This window comes from Ruegeria sp. BC5 (assembly GCF_056539205.1).
The window spans coordinates 108,122-128,985 of the sequence record NZ_JBQFUN010000009.1 but is presented as its reverse complement, the minus strand read 5'-3'; the positions used below and the strand labels follow the sequence as shown (position 1 = coordinate 128,985).

The following is a 20,864-nucleotide window of genomic DNA, read 5'->3' as shown; positions in this document are numbered from 1 at the left end:
TGGCCAGATGAACAAGGGGCATGACTTGTTGGCGTTCTGCGCTACACTTGCCCCATGCGCTGGATTGTTGCGGTATTGATGGTGATCTCGGGCGGGGCTGTGGCGCAGGAGCGGCGGCCGAGCCATTGTATCGCCATCGCGGATGCCGCGCCGGGGATCGAGTATATTCACAAGGCGGCGTGGCAGGACCCGATCCCGGAATTTTCCGTGCGGATCAGCTATATCGCCCATGCCTCTTTCCTGATCCAGACGCAGGGCGGGTTGAACGCAGTGACGGATTTCACCGGCTTTATCGGTAGTGCCGATTTGATCCCGGATGTGGTCACCATGAACCATGCGCACAGTACTCATTGGACCGCTCATCCCGATCCTGCAATCCCGCATGTGTTGCCGGGGTGGGGCGAGTTTGGGCTGGGGATCGATCATTACCTTGATCTGGGCGAGATGCTGGTGCGCAATGTCTCGACCGATATCCGATCTGCGTATGGCGGCGTTGAAGAGCGCGGCAATTCGATCTTTGTGTTCGAGGTGGAAGGGCTGTGCATCGGCCATCTGGGCCATTTGCACCATATACCATCCGATGAACAATTTGCGGCGTTGGGGCGGCTGGATGTTGTCATGGCGGCGGTGGATGGGGGAACGACGATGCCTCTGCCCGAGATGATCTCGGTCCTCAAGCGGCTGAAAAGTTCCGTTATCATCCCGATGCACTGGTTTTCCGGCTTTTCGCTGGACCGGTTTTTGGTCGATATCCGCAATGATTTTCCGGTTGAACGCAAGGGAGCGACCGAAATCACCGTGTCGCTGCGTACTCTGCCAAGTCAGCCAACAGTGGTCGTGCTGGAGCCGCAGTATCTGATCGAACTGGAATAGGGCTTGTCCGGGCGCGTTCGCTTGGGCAATGAGTTGGCATGACACTGAATCCTGCCGATGAGAAACTGGCCCGTCTGATCCGGGCTGATCTGGGTGAAGATATTATGCGCCCGGTCACGGAACGCTATCTGGAAGAGCCACGGGGGCGTTTTACCGGACATGCCGGTTTGTTGGCCTTACCGCGAACGGTTGATGAAGTAGCAGCGCTGGTTCGATTGGCCTTGGATAAGCGGGTACCGGTAGTGCCTTACGGTGGTGGCACAGGGCTGGTAGGCGGACAGGTAATGCCGGACGGGCCAGCGCCCCTCTTGATCTCGTTAGAGAGGATGACCGCGATCCGGGCGGTTTACCCGACCGAAAACATTCTGATTGCCGAGGCAGGTGCCATTCTGGCTGATGTACAAACCGCCGCGGAAGAGGCGAACCGGTTATTCCCTCTGGCTCTTGCAGCGCAGGGATCGTGCCGGATCGGGGGCAACCTTGCTACCAATGCGGGTGGGGTCAACGTGTTGCGCTATGGCAATGCGCGCGACCTTTGTTTGGGGCTTGAGGCGGTTCTGCCCAGCGGTGAAATCTGGAACGGGCTCAGCCGGTTGCGCAAGGACAACACCGGCTATGATCTTCGTAACCTGCTGATAGGTGCGGAGGGTACATTGGGGATCATCACCGCCGCCTCGTTGAAACTTTCTCCGCGGCCCGAGGCGGTCGGAACCGCGATGGTTCAGGTCGCTTCGCCCCAAGCGGCGATCGATTTACTATCATTGGCCCACGACCAACTGGGTGAAGCGGTCAGCACCTTTGAGCTGATCCACAAGCAGGGGCTGCAATTCCTGACCGAGGTTTTGCCAGATGTGCGCCAGCCATTTGAGACCCAGCCTGAATGGTGCGTTCTGATCGAGCTTGGATTGTTTGCGGGGCACTCGCCCGCCGACGCGCTGGAAACGCTGTATATCGAAGCGGACAAAGCTGGCCTCGTCGGGGAGGCGGTTATTGCGCAAAGCGAGGCGCAGCGTATGGACCTATGGGCCGTGCGCGAGCGTATCCCCGAGGCCAACCGGCTGATCGGGTCGGTGTCCAGTCACGATATCTCGGTCCCGATTTCCCGAATTCCCGAATTCATTCAACGCGGGGCCGAGGTCGTGGCCGCGCTTGGGTTGTTCCGCATCAACTGTTTTGGTCACGTTGGTGATGGCAATCTGCACTACAACGTGTTCCCGCCCTTGGGCCACAGCCGTTCGGAGTTTGATGACGAGAGACAGGCCGTCAAACACGCTGTGCATGATCTGGTGGAGGCCTTTGGTGGCTCGGTCAGTGCCGAACATGGGGTAGGGCGTCTGAAAGTCGATGATCTTGAGCGCTATGGCGGCGCGACAAAGCTGTCTGCAATGCGTGCCATCAAAGCTGCGCTGGACCCGCAGGGGATCATGAATCCGGGTGCGGTTTTGAGGGCGGATTGATCGTGCCGCTTCCCGCGCCTTGCCTTTGGGAAATTGAATGACGGGCGTTTACAGCCCTTCGAATTCGCACAGAACGTGCACATCCATACCCATGTCTTCCAACGCCTTGCGGCCGCCCAGTTCCGGCAGGTCGACAATGAACGAGCATGATACGATCTCACCCCCCAGCCGTTCAATCAGCTTGATCCCGGCAGCGGCGGTGCCGCCCGTTGCCAGCAGATCGTCGACGACAAGGATTTTCTCGCCCGGTTGAATGGCGTCATCGTGAATCTCGACGATGGCCTCACCATATTCCAGTTTGTAATCCTGGCTGATGGTGGTGCCGGGCAGTTTGCCCTTTTTGCGGATCGGCACGAAGCCAACACTCAGCTGATGGGCGATGGCACCGCCCAGTATGAAGCCGCGCGCCTCGAGGCCCACGACTTTGTCGATCTGCTCACCCGCGTAGGGGTGCAACATCTGGTCGATTGCCATACGAAAACCGCGCGGATCAGCGAACAGTGTGGTGACGTCGCGAAACATGATCCCCTCATGCGGGAAATCGACGATGGTTCGGATGTAATCCTTGACCGACTTGTTTCTGGACATTGCCAATCCCTCTGACGTCAAAACACGCGGGCGTATTTGGCCCATTGGGGACAGCCTTGCAAGGAAAGATTATCGCTGACTTCCCGACAGGGAGCGGAATTGAGCTTTGATAATACGAAATAGCGATGCTGTGCGGTAGGTGGCCACGATGGACGCGCCGGACTGGTAAATGGAATGCCTGAGTCGCGGGAAGGTTGATTGCCAAAACTCTGTTTTGTTGGTAGGTCGCCGGTACCTGAAATTGCTATGCATTGTATATGCAGTGTATCGCTTGTGGATTTAGGCATTGAACAGGGTGTGCGGGAAAGATGGACAGCAAGGTATCTGCCAAGAAAAACAGCCAGTTGGTCCTGCGCCTGGACAAGGATGAACGGGACGCATTTGTTGAATTGTGCAGGGAACTGGATACATCAGCCGCTCGCGAAATACGACGTTTTATCCGTGGGTTCATGAAAGAACACGAAGCGAGCTGAACCCTCAGGCCGGGCGGCGCAGCACAGCGGTTGCAACCCCCATTCCAATCAAAGTCAGCCCTCCGAACCGGGTCATCGCAGTGATTACCTCGGCGCGTCCGATCATCCGGCGCAGCCGGTCAGCCAGCAGCGCATAGGCCAGTGCGTTCAGCCAGGCCAGACCCACGAAAGTCGCGATCAGGATAGCGAATTGCGGGCCCAATGGGTCCGCCGGACGCAGGAATTGCGGTACGAAGGCGATGAAAAAGGCAATGGATTTCGGGTTCAGCGCCGTAACGGCGGCGGCATGGCCAAAGACACTTTGTGCGGTGACGTTTCGCCCGGTCGCTGGCGCCTCTAACCCGCCCGAGGGCGCACTGCGCAGCAGCTTGATTCCCAGCCACACAAGATAGGCCGCACCCACCCATTTCAGCACAGAAAACAAAGTAGCCGAGGCCAGCACCAGCGCCCCCAGCCCCAGTAGCGAAGCGGTCATTGCAACCAGATCCCCTACCGCCACCCCTGTGGCCGAGGCCACGGCGACGCTGCGCCCTTTTGATAAGGCATAGCTAAGCACCAGCAACACAGTCGGGCCGGGGATAAGCAGCAAGGCGGTCGATGCGGCCACGAAAGCCAGCCAAAGTTCAAAAGACATGGGGTTACCCGTTTGGTTTCGCCCTCACCAAGCCCCGCCGCGACGGTGAGGTCAAGCCTTTCGTGGCTCGGTGACGCGACGCATCAATGCCTCAAGTGGGCCGCGCTTGAACCGGCGGAACCACAATAGGGCAAAACCCGAGGACAAAGCGCAGAACCCGAGCGCGTAAACCACGATCTGTGTTGGTTTGAGTGTGCCATTTAGCAAACCAAGCTCCTCCAGCAATCCCATCCCGATCAGGATATGCGCCACATATAGGGTCAGGCTCTGCCGTCCCGGAGCGGTCAGGGCAGAGCCAAAGCGCAGTTTTTCGATCTTCGGCCATAGCTTCAGCAACAGTCCGATCACCACGCACGCCGATCCGGTGCTGGCCAGGATATAGAACGGCCCTGGCGGAATCGACGCAGTGCCTAGATAGGCAACCAATTCCGGTTCGGACATCAACCTTTGTGGAATAAGGGCCAACACGGCAGCGCCAAATCCCCACATGATCAGGCGGTGTTGAATGCAGATCGTTCGAAGCTGTGATCGCCCGATGGCCATGCCGATCAGCAGGAAAGCAGCCCAAGGTAAAACCGGGTGCCAACCGTTGAAAATTGCATTTCGTAAAAAGCCGGGCAGGGTCCAGAGGTCGGTATAGCTGAGCGTGGACCAATCCCAGCCCCGCTCATAGTCAAAGATAAGGTTGGCCAAAACGGCCAGCGCAACAATCCCCAACGCCCCCAGCCACAACAAACGTCCCGAGGCCGAAAGAAACACGGCCCCCACCACAAAATACAATGCATAGAAATGCAGAATGTCGGCGTCGAACACGGTCATGTTGATCAGGCCGAGAACGAACAGAAAGGCCGCGCGCCGTAGCAGCACACCAGCGGGGATGCTCGACAGACCCAATCCTACACCGGCCAGAATGACGAACAGTGCGGCGGCCCTCCCCTCCAATGCGTCGACAAAACCCGACGCCCAGTCTTGGCCCGGCGCAACTTGCGCCGCGATGCGGAAGTTCACCAGCACCATGCCGCAGAAAGCAAAAAAGCGGGCGGCGTCCAGGGCTTCGAGTCGTTTCATGGTGCTCCTCTGTTTGGGGTGTACTGAAATGATTTTGTGGCACAAATGCGGTTCTGTGGCGTGTTTAAGATAAACAAATTGCGAGGATCAGGGCGACCTTGCCACCTTCATCGGTCACAATGTGCCCGAGTTGAGTAAGTTAAAGATTGTGTTAAAGCGTGCGTACCGTCCTTGAAACGCCGGTCTGGCCCTACAACCTAGGGCATATCAAAGGATCGGAGGCGAAGGTGACGCAGACACATCCCGACTATACAAAAGCGTTCAAGGACATGTCCCGCTCAAACGACGGGCGGTTGAAACGTGTGCTGATCCTTCTGATCCTGATCAGCGTCGTGATTTACGCCGGGATCGTGGGGTACATGTACGCTAATCAGGATGAGCTGCTATACAAACCGTCCGGAGAATTGCCCGCCCCCAATGAGGTTGGGCTGGCGGATGTTGACTTGATCTCTCTGCCCATGTCTGACGGGGTTGTTCTGACAGCGTGGTCGGCGCCGCCGGCCACCGATGGCGCGCCGACGGTTTTGTTCTTTCACGGTCAAAGCGGCAATCTGGGTGACCGGGCAGACCGGCTGCGGGAAATCCTCAACAGCGGCTTTGGTCTGTTCGCCCCCAGCTATCGCGGTTTTCCGGGCAGCGGAGGTGAGCCCTCGGAACTGGCGCTAATCACGGATGGGATACAGATGTTCGACCGGTTGGATACCGAAGGCGAAGCTGTCGTCCTGCACGGTCAAAGCCTTGGAACCGGCGTCGCGGCTGCCGTCGCCGCCGAGCGCCCAAATGCGCAGCTTTTGGTGCTTGAGGCACCTTTCACTGCAACCGTGGATGTGGCGGCCGAGCGGTATCCGTTCTTGCCGGTCTCAGCCTTGATGAAGGATCAGTTCGCAACCCGCGACTTTATCGGCGACGTTACGGTGCCCATACTGATCTTCCACGGTACCCAGGATGAAACCGTCCCGCTGCATCATGGCCAGGCGCTGGCGGCGATGTCGGGCGACACCGCCGAGCTGCATGTCATCCCCGACGGCACCCATAACGACCTCTGGTCGCATGGGTTGTGGGATGAGGTGCAGCAGACCCTTGCGCAATAGCGTAGGTTAAAGAATTCGCCCAGCGACTGCATCCAGCTTGGCCAGCAGTGCTGGATCGCGTTTCTCGGGTGCGGTTAGGATTGCGAATTCCAGTGCCCGGTCACAGCCATGGGGGCAGGGCGCGCGCTCGGCCCCCAGCAGGTCAGGCAGGCCTTTTACCATTGCCCGGCCTTTTTCCGCATTCCCGGTAAGGGTGGCGATAATGGCGGTTACGTCGACTTCGCCGTGATCCGGGTGCCAGCTGTCATAATCTGTAACCATGGCGACTGAGGCATAGCAGAGCTCGGCCTCGCGGGCGAGTTTCGCCTCGGGCATATTGGTCATGCCGATCACGTCGCAGCCCCAATGTTCGCGATACATCTTGGATTCCGCCAGGGACGAGAATTGTGGCCCCTCCATCGCCAGGTAAGTACCGCCGCGATGAATGGTGATGCCAGCAGCTTTGCCTGCGGTTTCACAAGCGTCCGACAAGCGTGGGCAGGTCGGATGCGCCACGCTGACATGGGCAACGCAGCCCGTGCCGAAAAAGCTTTTTTCGCGCGCAAAGGTCCGGTCAATGAACTGGTCGACGATTACGAAATCCCCCGGCGCCATATGCTCGCGGAAAGATCCGCAGGCGGAAACCGAAATCACATCCGTCACACCCAATCGCTTCAGCGCGTCGATATTGGCGCGATAAGGCACTTCGGTCGGTGAATGTATGTGGCCGCGCCCATGGCGTGGTAAGAAGGCCATGCCGACGCCATTCAGAGATCCGGTCAGGATCTGGTCCGAGGGCGCACCCCAAGGCGTTTCAACCGTAACCCATTCTGCATTTTCCAGCCCGTCGATATCGTAGATACCTGATCCACCGATGATGGCGATTTTCGTCTGGGTCATGGTTGTGCTCCACTTGAAAAATACGTTGCAAACTGTCTGAGGGGCGGCAGAGGATTTGGCAAGTGGGTTCAACGGTTTGTGTTGGCTGATGGTCCGGTATGCGCGTGGTGCATATCTGGGTCCCACCTGACGCGGTATCTCAAGTGGGGCTTGGCCGCTAAAAGACCCCTTTCGCGCGAAACTCAAAAAACCCAACAGGACCGTCCCATGCCCCGAGCCATGCTGGCAAGCTTTGCCAATCGTATCGCCAAACCCGATCTTCGTTGGGTGCCGGACGAAGGGCTGACCGCCTCGCGCCTGCGGATCGAACTGCTGTCGGGTCTGACTGTGGCGCTGGCGTTGGTGCCCGAAGCGGTGGCCTTTGCCTTTGTGGCCGGTGTGCATCCGCTGGTTGGTTTGTACGCGGCCTTTATGGTTGGTCTTATTACGGCGTTGATTGGTGGCCGTCCGGGCATGATTTCGGGCGCGACCGGGGCGCTGGCCGTTGTAATGGTGGCGCTGGTAGCCCAACACGGGGTTGAATACTTGTTCGCGACCGTGGTGTTGATGGGTATCCTGCAAGTGATCGCTGGGGCCATGCATTGGGGCCGGTTCATCCGGCTGGTGCCGCATCCGGTGATGCTGGGCTTTGTGAATGGTCTGGCTATCGTGATTTTTCTGGCGCAGTTGGGTCAGTTCAAAGTGCCTGGCACCATGGAAAACACCGGCCATGGCGTAGGTGGCGGCGAATGGCTTTCGGGTCTGCAGCTTTACACGATGCTGGGCCTGGTCGCACTGACCATGGCGGTGATCTGGGTCATGCCGCGTATCACGCGCATCATTCCTGCGCCGCTAGCCGGTATTTTTGTCGTTGCCGCGCTGGTGATTGGCTTTGGTTTGGATGTGCCTCGCGTCGGTGACCTGGCGTCTATCGAGGGAGGTTTGCCGCCGTTCCACATCCCGATGGTGCCGCTGACCTGGGAAACTTTTGAAATTATCCTGCCCTATGCCGTCATTCTGGCAGCAATCGGCCTGATCGAATCCCTGCTGACGTTGAACCTTGTTGGAGAGATCACCGGTAAGCGCGGCGGGGCTTCGCAGGAATGTATCGCGCAAGGCGTTGCCAACGTCGCCACCGGTTTCTTCGGTGGCATGGGCGGCTGCGCAATGATTGGTCAGTCGATGATCAACGTGAAGTCCGGTGGCCGGACCCGTATCGCCGGTATCGCGGCGGCGCTATTCCTGCTGGTGTTCATCTTGTTTGCCTCACCGCTGATCGAGCAAATCCCGCTGGCCGCACTGGTCGGGGTGATGTTTATGGTGGTGATCGGTACATTCGCCTGGAACTCGTTCAAGATCATGCGCAAGGTGCCGTTGACGGACGCGTTCGTGATCGTTCTGGTGACTGTGGTGACGGTGATGGAAGACCTTGCGGTCGCGGTTGTGGTTGGTGTCATCGTCTCCGCGCTGGCCTACGCGTGGAACAACGCCAAGCGTATCCATGCCATCACGCGTGAATCGGAAACCGAAAAAGGCGCAAAAGTCTACGAAATCCAAGGGCCTCTGTTCTTTGGTTCCTCCGAGGGTTTTGTCGAGTTGTTCGATGTGCCAAGTGATCCTGACACGGTGATCGTGGATTTTGCAGAAAGCCGGGTTGTGGACCAGTCCGCGCTGCAGGCCATCGAAAACGTCGCGTCGAAGTACGAGGCCGCAGGCAAACGCGTCATGCTGCGCCACCTCAGCCGCGATTGCCACAAGCTGCTGAACAAAGCAGGGCATCTGATGGTCGACAGCGATGATGACCCCGATTACCAACTGGCGGTGGATTATTCTGTTCGCACCGGCATTCTGGGCGGCCACTGAGTATTTTGCGAGGCTCTGCCTCGCGCTCCGAGGTATTTGCGACCAGATGAATACAGGATCCCCTGCTTCATCTGGCTGAAAATACCTCGGGGGAGGCGCCCAAAGGGCGGCGGGGGCAGCGCCCCCCTGTAATTCCTAATCGTCTGGGCGACTAAGCGAGAACAACTCGGTTACGACTGAATAGTCCCGATATCCAAGCCGGGCGAGCGGGTTGAAGGTCGTCACGTCGAATATTCCATCCCTCAAACAATCGTCTCGCAGGTGGACACCGGTTACTTCTCCGAAAACAACCCGATTTGCCTCGCCCGGCAGATCGACAATCTTGGTCAATTTGCATTCCAGAGCAGCCGGGACGCCCTCGACTCGAGCGCAGGGGATGGTTTCGCATCCAACCGGTGTCAGGCCAGCATGTTCGAATTCATCGTGATGTTTGGGCAAGCCTGCGGAACTGGCGTTCATCGCATCGCGGTGTGCGTGTGCCACCACGTTCACGCAGAACACACCGGTTGCTTCGATGTTCGAAACACTGTCCTTACCGCCGTCCTGATCGTGTTTGGTGCCCGTTGAAGCGAACATCACCTGTGGGGGCGTGTAGGCGACCCCGTTGAAGAAGGAATAAGGTGCTAGATTGTTGATCCCATCGGGGCTGCGGGTGGAGATCCAACCGATCGGGCGGGGGGTAATAACAGCGTTGAATGGATTGTGCGGCAGACCATGGCCGTCTTCGGGTCGATAGAACATCTCTACTCCAAGCGTTTGCCCAAGGCGTAGCGAAGTGCTAGGGCGAATGCCAGCAAGGAAAAGAGGGCTGAGGTGCAGCAGTTCGGGATCAGGCCGGAAGAGCCGGATGATTGGTGGGAGGTCGAAGCCCTCTATGACCTGTGCTTTGCGCCCGGGCGCGAGGCGCTGTCTTCGTATCGTCTGCGCGATGATGTGCCGCCGGTTTCAGGCTTGTCTTTGGTTGCGCGTGACGGGCAGGGCATTCTGGCTGGGGCTATTCGGTTCTGGCCGGTGCATGTGGGTGATCACGATGCCTTGCTGCTGGGGCCGGTAGCCGTACACCCGACCCATCAAGGCGAGGGCCTTGGGGGCTTTCTGATCCACGAAGGTATCGAAGCTGGCCGGGCGATGGGCTGGGATCGGGTCATGTTGGTTGGTGATGCACCTTATTATGCCCGGTTCGGGTTTTCCCGTCTGAATGGGGTTGAAATGCCCCCTCCGACCAACCCGGACCGAATTCTGGGGCTGGAATTATTCTCGGGTGTATGGGACGGGGTGGACGGGCTTGTTACCCGTTGGACTCGCTGAACTATTGAAACCTTGGCCATAAATCCCGATGTCTAATGGGCAGGAGGGTATCTATGCAGGACGTGGTTCTTGTTGAAAAGCTGGATGCTGAGGCGGAACTGGACCGATTGGCGGGGTACTACCGAACGGCCGGAGGGCCGGGCGTCAAGCTGTTGAATAGCCTCGGAGGTTCGGCAGAATCCTTGTTGGAGCAATTGCCCGAACCGATCAGGCAGGGCCTTACGGGTGCGACGGAACAGGCCCTGTGGTTGGCAATGCATGCTGCCGAAGGGTCAAGACGGGCTGTGCCGGACCAGCATCCCTGGGTCAACACCGCGGTAACCACGGCCATGGGTGCAGCCGGAGGGGTGGGCGGAATGTCCACTGCATTGATGGAATTACCTGCGACGACCGCGATGCTGTTGCGTGCCATACAAGGGGCGGCTGCGCGCGAAGGGTTTGATCCGTCGGAAGATGGTGTGAAATTTGATTGCGTGCGTGTCCTATCCGCCGCCGGGCCTTTGTCCAATGACGACGGTGCCGATCTGGGGTTCTTCTCGGTCAGGTTGACCTTGACAGGACCTGCCATGCAGAAATTGATCGCAGCGGTCGCTCCGCGGCTGTCAGTTGTGTTGGGGCAGAAATTGGCGGCGCAATCCGTGCCGGTATTGGGGGCCATTGCCGGAGGCGGCACCAACTATGTCTACACGCGGTATTACCAGCAGATTGCCCGCGTGCATTTCGGCCTGCGCCGTTTGGCGGTCGATGCCGATATTCCCCACGATGAACTGGTGCGCAAACTTGCCGCCCGAATGTGATTTTTCTTCAAAGGCTTGGAGAATTTCACCGCATATGGTATTGATGATTTGAGCGTCCGCTAAATAAACCAAAACAACGCGGGAAAACAGGCAAATATCCATATGAAAGGCGGCTCGGCGTGATTGACGCAAGGCTTTCGCCTCATGTTTCCAACATTGCCCGGCACCTGCCGGTGCTGCAGCAATCGGCGGCTTTGTGCTATCGTGTTGAGCAAGGGCAACCCGAAGTGCTGTTGATTACAACGCGCAAATCACGCCGTTGGATCATTCCCAAAGGGTGGCTGATTGATGGGCTGACTGCGTCTCAGACCGCAGGCCAGGAGGCGTGGGAAGAGGCCGGCATTCGAGGAGAGTGCGACACGCAGGCAATGGGGCAGTTTTGCTATCGAAAACGTCATCAGAAAAAAGGCGCAGTATTGTGCGTTGTGGATGTCTTTCCGTTATTGGTGACATCGGTTGCTGCGTGTTTTCCCGAATTCAAACAGCGGCAGAGACAATGGTTTGTGCCGAAAAAAGCCGCAGTTCACGTCAATTTCCCCGAACTTGGGCAAATGTTTCAAAAACTTGAGCCAATCATGCGCTAAGATGCCTCTGGTAGGGCTTGATATTGCCATGTCTGTGGTTATCAATTCGACAACCGACATTTGGACGGATCATGATTCAATACGCATTGAAGTGCAGCAACGGCCATACATTTGACAGTTGGTTCCAATCGGCCGCCGCTTACGACAAACTGGCATCCACGGGCATGGTCACATGCGCTGTGTGTGGATGTGCGGATGTTGAAAAGGCTATCATGACCCCACGTGTTCGCCCGGCCCGTGAGGCCGTGGCAAAGACCATCGCCCCCATGCCCGAGGCTGAAACGATAGATGTGGCCGCCCCTGCGCCAGACATTGAAAAGGTGCTGGCCGAGCTGCGCCGCAAGGTCGAAGAGAACTCGGACTATGTGGGTAAGGATTTTGCCAGCGAAGCGCGCAAAATCCATCTTGGTGATGCGCCCGAGCGTGCGATCTATGGTGAGGCCAAGCCGGACGAAGCGCAGGCCCTGATCGACGATGGGGTTCCAGTGGCACCTTTGCCTTTTGTTCCCAGCAGAAAGACAAATTAAGCTGTGCATGTAGTTATTACGGGGGTCAATCGTGGCATTGGCCGAACGCTGGCCGACAATTACCGGGCCCGCGGGGACAAGCTGACCGGCACCGCGCGGGATGGCAGTGCGCAGGTGGTTCTGGATGTTACCGACCCTTCGCAACATTCCGACGTGGCCACGTATCTGGCAGATCAACCCGTCGATTTGCTGATCTGCAACGCCGGGGTCTATCTGGACAAAGGGCAGAGCATTGACGGTTATCCCGCTGACATGTGGGCGCAAAGCTTTGCCATCAACGTGACAGGCGTGTTTCTAACCATTCAGGCATTGTTGCCGAACTTGCGGGCCGCACGGGGAAAGATTGCAATTATTTCATCGACGATGGCCTCGCACACCCGCGCGCCGGGGGGCAGCTATATCTACCGCGCATCAAAGGCCGCAGCCTTGAGTCTGGGACGCAATCTGGCCACGGATTTGCGCGATGATGGAATCGCCGTAGGTATCTATCACCCGGGCTGGGTGCGGACCGATATGGGCGGGCCCGAAGCCGATATCACCCTGGATCAGGCCGCAGAGGGCCTGATTGAAAGGTTCGATGCGTTGTCACTGGAAACAACGGGTTGTTTCGAAAACTGGGACGGTCGCCCCCACGCTTACTGACGTATCAACGCTGCAGTGGGGATTTCGTAGACCTCATCCGGGTCGATGAAGATCACGGTCAGGTCACCACGTGTTTCATGGCTGATCTTGGCGGGTGAACTGCTGGAATTCGGCACGCCATCGGTGAAATAGATGCTGCGCACTTCACCGCCGCCCAATGACACAGCCAACGTCGTCGTGCCGTCGTCATGGTGGCGCAATTCGGCATGGCAGCTATCGAGCGGTGCGCCGCCCGAGGCGCAGGGCACAGTGCCCAAAGCATTCTTGCCGTCAGTTGCGGCCAGAGTTGAAACCTGTGCAAGGGCAGGGGAAGACAGCAGGACAACTGCGAGGGCAAGGCGGAACATGGAAAACCTCTTGGAAAATTCGATGACTAAGGCTGACAGCCTCGCTGCCGGATGTAAAGCAGCCCCATGCGGCATTCGGGGCGGTTTTGAACCCTTGCCCTTGCGGCCCCCCTCGCATAAGACGCACGGAACCTGAATTCCAAGGCGCGGAGAGACCACCCCCATGCCCGTACTCGTAATGAAATTCGGTGGCACGTCGGTTGCCAACCTTGACCGTATCCGCCGCGCGGCGAAACGCATCGGTGTTGAGGTGGCCAAGGGCTATGACGTGATCGTCATTGTCTCGGCAATGTCGGGCAAGACCAATGAGCTGGTGGGATGGGTCAACGAAACCTCGCCCCTGTTTGATGCGCGTGAATATGACGCCGTGGTCTCCTCGGGCGAGAACGTGACCGCCGGTCTGATGGCGCTGACATTGCAGGAAATGGATATTCCCGCGCGCAGCTGGCAGGGCTGGCAGGTGCCGCTGATGACCACCAGTGCCCACAGTCAGGCCCGGATCGAAGAAATTCCGACCGAAAACCTGACCCAAAAATTCGACGAAGGCATGAAAGTGGCCGTTGTCGCAGGCTTTCAGGGCATCAGCCCCGAAGGGCGCATCACCACGCTGGGCCGGGGCGGGTCGGACACCACCGCCGTGGCCTTTGCCGCCGCGTTCGGCGCCGAGCGTTGCGATATTTATACGGATGTAGACGGCGTCTATACCACCGACCCGCGCATCTGTGAAAAAGCGCGCAAACTGGACCGTATTTCGTTCGAAGAGATGCTCGAACTGGCCTCGTTGGGGGCCAAGGTGCTGCAAACCCGCTCGGTCGAGCTGGCGATGCGGTATAAGGTGAAACTGCGCGTTCTCTCAAGTTTCGAGGAACAATCCGACGAGGCCGGTACGCTGGTCGTTGACGAGGAGGATATCATGGAATCCAATGTTGTGGCCGGTGTGGCCTATTCCCGTGACGAGGCTAAGATGACCGTCGTTTCGGTGGCGGACCGACCCGGTATCGCCTCGATCATCTTTACCGCGCTCAGCGATGAGGGCGTGAACGTGGACATGATCGTTCAGAATATTTCGGACGAGGGGCGCACCGACATGACCTTCTCGTGCCCGACCGATCAGGTCGCGCGTGCCGAGAAAGCGTTGTTGGCGATCAAGGACGCGGGTGAGCTGAACTATGCCGAACTGGTTGCGGATGAAGATGTCTGCAAGGTCTCGGTGGTGGGCATCGGAATGCGTTCTCAGTCGGGTGTTGCGGCCAAAATGTTCAAGATACTCTCGGATGAGGGGATCAACATTAAGGTCATTACAACCTCTGAGATAAAAATTTCCGTCCTTGTGGATCGGAAATACATGGAACTTGCGGTTCAGGCACTGCATGATGCCTTTGAACTGGACAAGGCGGCCTGAGCATTTCAGCCAAGGATTTCGCCTGACACAATAATTTGGTTGGGCCATGGCGGACGGCACCGAAACAGAATCCCGCAAGCTGCTTGGGCGGCTGCGCGAAGAAATGGCGAGCGAAGCCGCCGGTCAGGAACGTCTTGACCGGATTACGCATCTGATCGCCGACAGCATCCGGGCCGAGGTCTGCTCGGTCTATCTGTTTCGCGACGAAGACACGTTGGAGCTGTGCGCCACCGAAGGCTTGGCACCCGAAGCGGTGCACAAGACCCGGATGCGTATGGGCGAAGGTCTGGTTGGCCGCGTCGCCCAATCTGGCAAGGTCGTGAATACCCCTGACGCGCCGTCGGCCAAAGGCTTCCGCTATATGCCGGAAACAGGCGAAGAACGGTTTTCGTCCTTTCTGGGCGTGCCGGTTCAACGGCTGGGTGAAAAACTGGGCGTTCTGGTGGTGCAATCCCGCGAGGCGCGCCGGTTTTCGGCGGATGAGGTTTATGCGCTGGAGGTCGTCGCCATGGTTCTGGCCGAGATGGCCGAGCTGGGCGCCTTTGTCGGCGAGGGTGCGGCCCTGTCGCCCCTGCATCAGCAATCAGTACAGCTGAGCGGTGGTCCCGCACAGGAAGGATACGCCGAAGGTCATGTCTGGCTGCATGAGCCCCGCGTCGTGGTCACCAACCCGATTGCCGATGATCCACATCGCGAACGTGAACGTCTGAATGAAGCGGTCGAAGAGCTGCGCGTTGGCGTCGACAAGATGCTTGAAATCTCGCAGGGCGGCGACAAGGAACAGCTTCAAGTCCTTGAGGCTTATCGCATGTTTGCCAATTCCAAAGGCTGGATGCGCCGGATGGAAGAGGACATCGCCCTGGGCCTAAGCGCCGAGGCAGCGGTTGAAAAAGAACAATCGCAGGCCCGCGCGCGGATGGGGCAGGTAACCGATCCGTATTTGCGTGAACGGCTGGCTGATCTGGATGACCTGTCCAACCGGTTGCTGCGCATTCTGACAGGCCAAGGCAATACAAATGGCGCTGACCTGCCACCTGATCCGATCCTGATCGCCCGCAATATCGGTCCCGGAGACCTGCTGGAATACGGACGATCACTGAAAGGCATCGTGCTTGAGGAAGGCTCGGTCGGCAGTCATGCCACTATCGTGGCACGTGCGTTGGCTATTCCGTTGGTGGTACATGTGGGCCGGATCACGACCGAGGCGCTGAACGGCGACCATATCCTGGTAGATGGGGATCAGGGCATTGTCCATCTGCGTCCCGAAGACACCGTGGCAAACGCTGTGCGAGATAAAATCGCGATGCAGGCCAAGGCGCAGGAACGCTATGCCTCAATCCGTGAAACCCCGACAGTGACGCGGGATGGGGAGCGGATCAATCTGGTAATGAATGCAGGGCTGATGGCCGATCTACCCTCATTGAATAATTCCGGGGCCGAGGGCGTGGGCCTGTTCCGAACCGAGCTGCAGTTCCTGATCCGCAACCAGATGCCCAAGCGGTCAGAATTGGTGACACAATATCAACGGGTTCTGGACGCTGCTGAAGGCAAGCGCGTGATCTTTCGCACGTTGGATATCGGGTCCGACAAGGTTTTGCCCTACATGAAGCACGTGGCGGAACCGAACCCGGCGCTGGGCTGGCGCGCAATCCGCGTCGGTCTGGACAAACGCGGCGTGATGCGTATGCAGTTGCAGGCCCTCTTGCGTGCCGCCAATGGCCGCCCCTTGTCGATCATGTTCCCCTTCGTGGCGCAAGCCGACGAGTTTTACGAGGCCCGCTGGGAGGTCAATAAAACCATCGAGCGTGAAAAGCGTCTGGGTCATATCCTGCCCGAAACGCTTGAGGTTGGGGCGATGCTGGAAACCCCATCGCTGGCCTTTGCGCCGCAAAAGTTCTTTGACGAGGTCGATTTTGTCTCGGTCGGAGGCAATGATCTGAAGCAGTTCTTCTTTGCTGCTGACCGTGAAAATGAACTGGTACGTCGTCGCTATGACACGCTGAATGTCAGCTTTCTGAGTTTCATCGCGCAGATCGTTGAGCGCTGCAACTCCTCCAATACGCCGCTTTCGTTCTGCGGCGAGGATGCCGGTCGCCCGGTTGAGGCGCTGTGCCTGGCCGCGATGGGTATTCGGACACTATCCATGCGTCCGGCCTCGATCGGTCCGGTCAAAAGCGTGTTGCTGCGGGCCGATCTGCAATCTTTGCGCAAGATCATCGCGGATGCGCGGCACCGGGGTGAGCAATCGGTGCGCCCCGCTGTCATGGAGTGGCTGCGCAATCAGGGCTGACATCCCAAATCCGGGCTTGCTTTCTGCATCTGCATTGCCTATGCAATTTGCAAATGTTAGCGTTAACATCACTCAAACCACAAGTGCTGCAACTTTCTGGTGCTATGTTGGCAGAGGTAGAACTGAAGGAGCCCGTCGATGGTTTCACGCGTAATTCCGGTTAACCCGTTCGATCTGGTGTTGTTCGGTGCGACCGGCGATCTGGCGCAACGTAAAATCCTGCCGGGCCTGTATCACCGCTTTGAGGTCGGGCAGATGCCCGAAGACGCCTGCATCATCGGCTCGGCGCGATCGGACATGGACAGTGATGCGTTTCGCGATCAGATACGCGCCTCGATGGCGGAGTTTGCGCCGGAATTCGAAAAGGACGTTCTGGATCGCTTTCTAAGCCGGGTTTCGTATGTCCCTGTTGATGCGTCAGGCGATGCCGGCTGGTCGAATTTGGCCAAAGCATTGCGCCCTGACGTCGTGCGTGCGTTCTATTTGTCGGTGGGGCCTGGCTTGTTTTCGGGCATTGCGCACCGGCTGAACCAACACGGGTTGGCCACATCAGACAGCCGCATCGTGGTGGAAAAACCCTTTGGTCATGATCTGGCATCCGCAAAAGCGTTGAACGAGGGGCTGCGTACCTGCTTCGAAGAACACCAGATTTACCGGATCGACCACTATCTGGGTAAAGAGACGGTTCAGAACCTGATGGCCCTGCGTTTTGCCAATTCCCTGTTCGAACCGCTATGGAACTCGACCCATATTGACCACGTACAGATCACGGTTGCTGAAACTGTGGGCGTTGAAGGGCGCGGCGCTTATTATGACCAGTCCGGTGCCATGCGGGACATGATTCAGAACCACTTGGTACAGCTTTTGTGTCTGACGGCGATGGAGCCGCCGTCGAAATTTGCGCCCAACGCTGTGCGCGATGAAAAGGTCAAGGTGATCGAAGCGTTAGAGCCTGTTGAGCAGAAAGATATCGCGCGCGGCCAATACCGCGCCGAACACGGGCAGGGTGGTTATGTCGATCACGTTGGCAACCCCGGCAGTCGTACGGAAAGCTTCATCGCGCTGAAGGTACATCTGGGCAACTGGCGGTGGGCGGGTGTTCCGTTCTATCTGCGCACCGGCAAGCGGCTGCGGGCGCGGGAATCCGAGATTGCCGTGTTCTTTCGTGACCCACCGCATACGATCTTTCCGAATGTTGGCCCGCTGCACGGGAACGTGCTGGTGATCCGCCTGCAACCGGACGAGGGCATCACCCTGCGCACCACCATTAAAGATCCAGGCCCAGGCGGGTTCCGCCTGTCTGATGTGGCGCTGGACATGAGTTTTGCCGACGCTTTGGGCGTCGAGGCCAGCGCGCCGGATGCCTATGAGCGGCTGATTATGGACGTCATACGTGGCGACCAGACCCTGTTCATGCGCGGAGACGAGGCCGAGGCCGCCTGGGCTTGGGTCGATCCCATCATTCAAGGCTGGGAAGATCGCGGCGATCGCCCGGCACGCTATGATCAGGGCAGTTCGGGCCCCGAAGAAGCATTGATGCTGATGCACCGCGACGGACGTCGCTGGCGTCAGATCGGAGGTTAACCATGGTTCATTCTGTTATCACTGACGTCACCCAGCGGATCATCGACCGCAGCGCCGACCTGCGTGGCCCGCATCTGGAACGGATGGAACAGGCCAAATCCAAAGGCCCGGCTCGCGCGCATCTGTCCTGCAGCGGTCAGGCCCATGCTTATGCTGGGGCGGGGACAGATCAACAGGCGATGGCGACCGGCGCCGCCGGAAACCTTGGTATTGTGACCGCTTATAACGACATGCTTTCAGCTCACCAGCCGTTTGAACGCTACCCTGGCCTGATCCGCGATGCGATCCGCACTGCCGGTGGCACTGCGCAAGTTGCAGGTGGTGTACCTGCCATGTGCGACGGCGTCACCCAAGGCGAGGCCGGGATGGAGCTGTCGCTGTTTTCGCGCGATGTGATTGCATTGGCCACGGGCGTCGCGCTGAGCCACAATACCTACGACGCAGCTGTTTTCCTTGGCGTTTGCGACAAGATTGTTCCCGGTCTGATAATTGGGGCGCAGGCCTTCGGCCATTTGCCCGCCGTGTTCCTGCCCGCAGGCCCGATGACCAGCGGCCTGCCCAATGATGAAAAGGCCAAGGTGCGCCAGAAATTCGCTGCCGGAGAAATTGGCCGCGATGAGCTTATGGCCGCCGAAATGGCTGCTTATCACGGCCCTGGCACCTGTACCTTCTACGGTACTGCCAACACCAACCAGATGCTGATGGAGTTCATGGGGCTGCACCTGCCGGGCTCTAGCTTCATCAATCCGAACACGCCGCTGCGGGATGCCTTGACCGAAGAGGGTGCGCGCCGTGCCCTGTCACTCAGCGCGTTGGGCAATAACTACACGCCGGTTTATCAGGTGTTGGATGAGCGAGCCTTCGTGAATGGCATCGTCGGGCTGATGGCTACCGGTGGCTCGACCAACTTGCTGATCCACCTGATCGCAATGGCACGGGCGGGTGGTATCGTTTTGGATTGGCAGGATTTTTCCGATATTTCCGCCGTCGTCCCACTGGTCGCGCGGGTCTATCCCAACGGTTTGGCGGATGTGAACCATTTCCATGCAGCTGGTGGTTTGGGGTATTGCATCGGCACGCTGCTCGACGATGGGCTTTTGCACCCGGACACCCTGACAGTCGCAGGGCAGGGCCTGCACAATTACACCAAGGAACCCAAGCTGAAAGACGGCGATCTGGTCTGGGAAGAGGGCGCGGGCCACAGCCTGAACGACAAGATTGTCCGCCCCGCCAAAGATCCTTTCCAGCCCACCGGTGGACTGTCACGCCTGACTGGCAATCTGGGCACCGCCGTTATGAAGGTTTCCGCAGTCGCGCCCGAACATCAGATCGTCGAAGCGCCCGTGCGTGTTTTCCATGATCAGGCCGAGGTCAAGGCGGCCTTCAAGGCGGGCGACTTCACCGGGGACGTGATCGTTGTGGTCCGCTTCCAGGGACCAAAGGCCAATGGCATGCCCGAATTGCATTCACTGACGCCAATCCTGGCGATCCTCCAGGGCAGGGGCCAAAAGGTGGCGTTGGTCACGGATGGCCGTATGTCAGGTGCCTCGGGCAAGGTTCCCGCCGCGATCCATGTCTGCCCCGAGGCGCTGGAGGGCGGTGCAATTGCCTATCTCCAGGATGGTGATGTGCTGCGCGTTGACGCAGTGAAAGGCGAATTGGAAATCCTCACTCCGGGTGTGCTGGATCGCACCCCGGTCACTGCGGATCTGTCCGCCAATCAGCACGGGGTCGGACGGGATCTGTTCGCCGTATTTCGCAACAACGTCGGGTCTGCCGACGCGGGTGCTAGCATTTTCGGAGTGTAATCTTCATGTCAAAAACCCAACGAACCCGCGAAATCTGCGAGCTGGCACCTATCGTTCCGGTTCTGGTCGTCGACGATGCCGCGCAAGCCCGGCCTTTGGCCGAAGCATTGGTGGCAGGTGGCTTACCCGCCCTGGAGGTGACCTTGCGCACTCCGGCGGCACTGGATGCCATCCGGGCTATGGCGCAGGTGCCCGGTGGGGTGGTGGGCGCTGGCACGCTGGTCACCCCCGAAGACGTACGCGCCGCAAAAGAGGCAGGCGCGCAGTTCGGTGTTTCGCCCGGCGCAACAGACGTATTGATTGCAGCGTGTGAGGCCGAAGGCCTGCCTCTGCTGCCCGGCGCGGCCACGGCCAGCGAGGCGATGCGCCTGCTGGAAAAAGGCTATGACATGCTGAAGTTCTTCCCCGCTGAGGCCTCTGGCGGCGCGCCCGCGTTGAAAGCCATCGGCGCGCCGCTGCCGCAGATCACGTTCTGTCCGACGGGTGGTGTTTCGCCAGCCAATGCCAGCGATTACCTGTCGTTGACGAATGTCGCCTGCGCTGGCGGCAGCTGGGTTGCGCCCAAACAGATGGTGCAGAGCGGTGATTGGGCCGGGATCGAAGCCCTTGCGCGTGACGCCTCAAAGCTGATGGATTGACGCGGCTTTTTGCTGCGCTAGGTTGGGCGTCA

General features: G+C 58.7%; 21 protein-coding genes. 15 read left to right on the top strand and 6 right to left on the bottom strand.

What is annotated here, in order from left to right; all coding sequences use genetic code 11:
- The first annotated feature begins 54 nt into the window (after positions 1–54).
- Together ACR0LY_RS17820 and ACR0LY_RS17815 are read left to right on the top strand one after the other, a co-directional pair.
- A complete protein-coding gene (locus ACR0LY_RS17820; protein ID WP_170351414.1) occupies positions 55–873 on the top strand; it encodes an MBL fold metallo-hydrolase in 819 nt (272 codons plus the stop codon).
- Between the two features lie 38 nt (positions 874–911).
- A complete protein-coding gene (locus ACR0LY_RS17815) occupies positions 912–2,330 on the top strand; it encodes an FAD-binding oxidoreductase (protein WP_170351412.1) in 1,419 nt (472 codons plus the stop codon).
- A 48-nt stretch (positions 2,331–2,378) separates the two neighbouring features.
- Here the strand turns inward: ACR0LY_RS17815 and ACR0LY_RS17810 are convergent, their stop codons facing one another.
- Complete coding sequence (locus ACR0LY_RS17810) at positions 2,379–2,918, bottom strand: adenine phosphoribosyltransferase (RefSeq protein ID WP_170351410.1); 540 nt, start codon at positions 2,916–2,918, stop codon at positions 2,379–2,381.
- Positions 2,919–3,226: 308 nt separating this feature from the next.
- Between ACR0LY_RS17810 and ACR0LY_RS17805 the strand changes: the two genes are divergently transcribed.
- Positions 3,227–3,391 carry a hypothetical protein gene (locus ACR0LY_RS17805; protein ID WP_170351409.1) on the top strand — a complete coding sequence of 55 codons (165 nt, stop codon included), beginning with the start codon at positions 3,227–3,229 and terminating at the stop codon, positions 3,389–3,391.
- Between the two features lie 4 nt (positions 3,392–3,395).
- On the opposite strand, the gene ACR0LY_RS17800 is transcribed toward ACR0LY_RS17805, so the two are convergent.
- Positions 3,396–4,025: a LysE family translocator gene (locus ACR0LY_RS17800; RefSeq protein WP_170351407.1), complete on the bottom strand. Its 630-nt coding sequence runs from the start codon at positions 4,023–4,025 to the stop codon at positions 3,396–3,398.
- Positions 4,026–4,076: 51 nt separating this feature from the next.
- The gene (locus ACR0LY_RS17795; RefSeq protein WP_170351405.1) at positions 4,077–5,093 is read right to left on the bottom strand and encodes a DUF418 domain-containing protein; all 1,017 of its coding nucleotides are present in this window, start codon (positions 5,091–5,093) and stop codon (positions 4,077–4,079) included.
- 227 nt (positions 5,094–5,320) lie between these two features.
- Here ACR0LY_RS17795 and ACR0LY_RS17790 point away from each other — a divergent pair, with 227 nt between their 5' ends.
- The gene (locus ACR0LY_RS17790) at positions 5,321–6,184 is read left to right on the top strand and encodes an alpha/beta hydrolase (RefSeq protein ID WP_368040153.1); all 864 of its coding nucleotides are present in this window, start codon (positions 5,321–5,323) and stop codon (positions 6,182–6,184) included.
- 6 nt (positions 6,185–6,190) lie between these two features.
- Here the strand turns inward: ACR0LY_RS17790 and ACR0LY_RS17785 are convergent, their stop codons facing one another.
- A complete protein-coding gene (locus ACR0LY_RS17785) occupies positions 6,191–7,063 on the bottom strand; it encodes an S-methyl-5'-thioadenosine phosphorylase (protein WP_170351403.1) in 873 nt (290 codons plus the stop codon).
- A gap of 207 nt (positions 7,064–7,270) precedes the next feature.
- Between ACR0LY_RS17785 and ACR0LY_RS17780 the strand changes: the two genes are divergently transcribed.
- Positions 7,271–8,905 carry a SulP family inorganic anion transporter gene (locus tag ACR0LY_RS17780; protein ID WP_170351401.1) on the top strand — a complete coding sequence of 545 codons (1,635 nt, stop codon included), beginning with the start codon at positions 7,271–7,273 and terminating at the stop codon, positions 8,903–8,905.
- 135 nt (positions 8,906–9,040) lie between these two features.
- Here the strand turns inward: ACR0LY_RS17780 and ACR0LY_RS17775 are convergent, their stop codons facing one another.
- Positions 9,041–9,646, bottom strand: a complete 606-nt coding sequence (locus ACR0LY_RS17775; RefSeq protein WP_170351399.1) for a flavin reductase family protein — start codon at positions 9,644–9,646, stop codon at positions 9,041–9,043.
- Positions 9,647–9,718: 72 nt separating this feature from the next.
- Here ACR0LY_RS17775 and ACR0LY_RS17770 point away from each other — a divergent pair, with 72 nt between their 5' ends.
- From ACR0LY_RS17770 to ACR0LY_RS17750, 5 genes are all read left to right on the top strand, one after another.
- Positions 9,719–10,213 carry a GNAT family N-acetyltransferase gene (locus ACR0LY_RS17770; protein WP_170351397.1) on the top strand — a complete coding sequence of 165 codons (495 nt, stop codon included), beginning with the start codon at positions 9,719–9,721 and terminating at the stop codon, positions 10,211–10,213.
- 53 nt (positions 10,214–10,266) lie between these two features.
- Positions 10,267–11,010: an EcsC family protein gene (locus ACR0LY_RS17765; RefSeq protein ID WP_170351395.1), complete on the top strand. Its 744-nt coding sequence runs from the start codon at positions 10,267–10,269 to the stop codon at positions 11,008–11,010.
- 119 nt (positions 11,011–11,129) lie between these two features.
- Positions 11,130–11,594 carry an NUDIX hydrolase gene (locus tag ACR0LY_RS17760; RefSeq protein ID WP_170351393.1) on the top strand — a complete coding sequence of 155 codons (465 nt, stop codon included), beginning with the start codon at positions 11,130–11,132 and terminating at the stop codon, positions 11,592–11,594.
- Positions 11,595–11,665: 71 nt separating this feature from the next.
- Positions 11,666–12,121 (top strand): DUF1178 family protein, encoded by a 456-nt coding sequence (locus ACR0LY_RS17755; protein WP_170351392.1) that lies wholly within the window; start codon positions 11,666–11,668, stop codon positions 12,119–12,121.
- A gap of 3 nt (positions 12,122–12,124) precedes the next feature.
- Positions 12,125–12,763, top strand: coding sequence for an SDR family oxidoreductase (locus tag ACR0LY_RS17750; protein WP_170351391.1), 639 nt, complete (start codon positions 12,125–12,127; stop codon positions 12,761–12,763).
- On the opposite strand, the gene ACR0LY_RS17745 is transcribed toward ACR0LY_RS17750, so the two are convergent.
- Positions 12,757–13,110: a hypothetical protein gene (locus ACR0LY_RS17745; protein WP_170351390.1), complete on the bottom strand. Its 354-nt coding sequence runs from the start codon at positions 13,108–13,110 to the stop codon at positions 12,757–12,759. The genes ACR0LY_RS17750 and ACR0LY_RS17745 overlap by 7 nt on opposite strands.
- A gap of 163 nt (positions 13,111–13,273) precedes the next feature.
- Between ACR0LY_RS17745 and ACR0LY_RS17740 the strand changes: the two genes are divergently transcribed.
- The 5 genes from ACR0LY_RS17740 to ACR0LY_RS17720 all read left to right on the top strand — a co-directional run bounded on the left by ACR0LY_RS17740 (position 13,274) and on the right by ACR0LY_RS17720 (position 20,832).
- Positions 13,274–14,512, top strand: coding sequence for an aspartate kinase (locus tag ACR0LY_RS17740; RefSeq protein WP_170351389.1), 1,239 nt, complete (start codon positions 13,274–13,276; stop codon positions 14,510–14,512).
- Positions 14,513–14,558: 46 nt separating this feature from the next.
- Positions 14,559–16,802: a phosphoenolpyruvate--protein phosphotransferase gene (ptsP, locus tag ACR0LY_RS17735; protein WP_170351388.1), complete on the top strand. Its 2,244-nt coding sequence runs from the start codon at positions 14,559–14,561 to the stop codon at positions 16,800–16,802.
- Positions 16,803–16,940: 138 nt separating this feature from the next.
- Positions 16,941–18,386, top strand: coding sequence for a glucose-6-phosphate dehydrogenase (gene zwf / locus ACR0LY_RS17730; RefSeq protein ID WP_170351387.1), 1,446 nt, complete (start codon positions 16,941–16,943; stop codon positions 18,384–18,386).
- Positions 18,387–18,388: 2 nt separating this feature from the next.
- Positions 18,389–20,194, top strand: a complete 1,806-nt coding sequence (gene edd, locus ACR0LY_RS17725) for a phosphogluconate dehydratase (RefSeq protein WP_170351385.1) — start codon at positions 18,389–18,391, stop codon at positions 20,192–20,194.
- Positions 20,195–20,199: 5 nt separating this feature from the next.
- Entirely contained in the window at positions 20,200–20,832 is a 633-nt protein-coding gene (locus ACR0LY_RS17720; RefSeq protein WP_170351383.1) for a bifunctional 4-hydroxy-2-oxoglutarate aldolase/2-dehydro-3-deoxy-phosphogluconate aldolase, read from the top strand.
- Positions 20,833–20,864 lie beyond the last annotated feature (32 nt).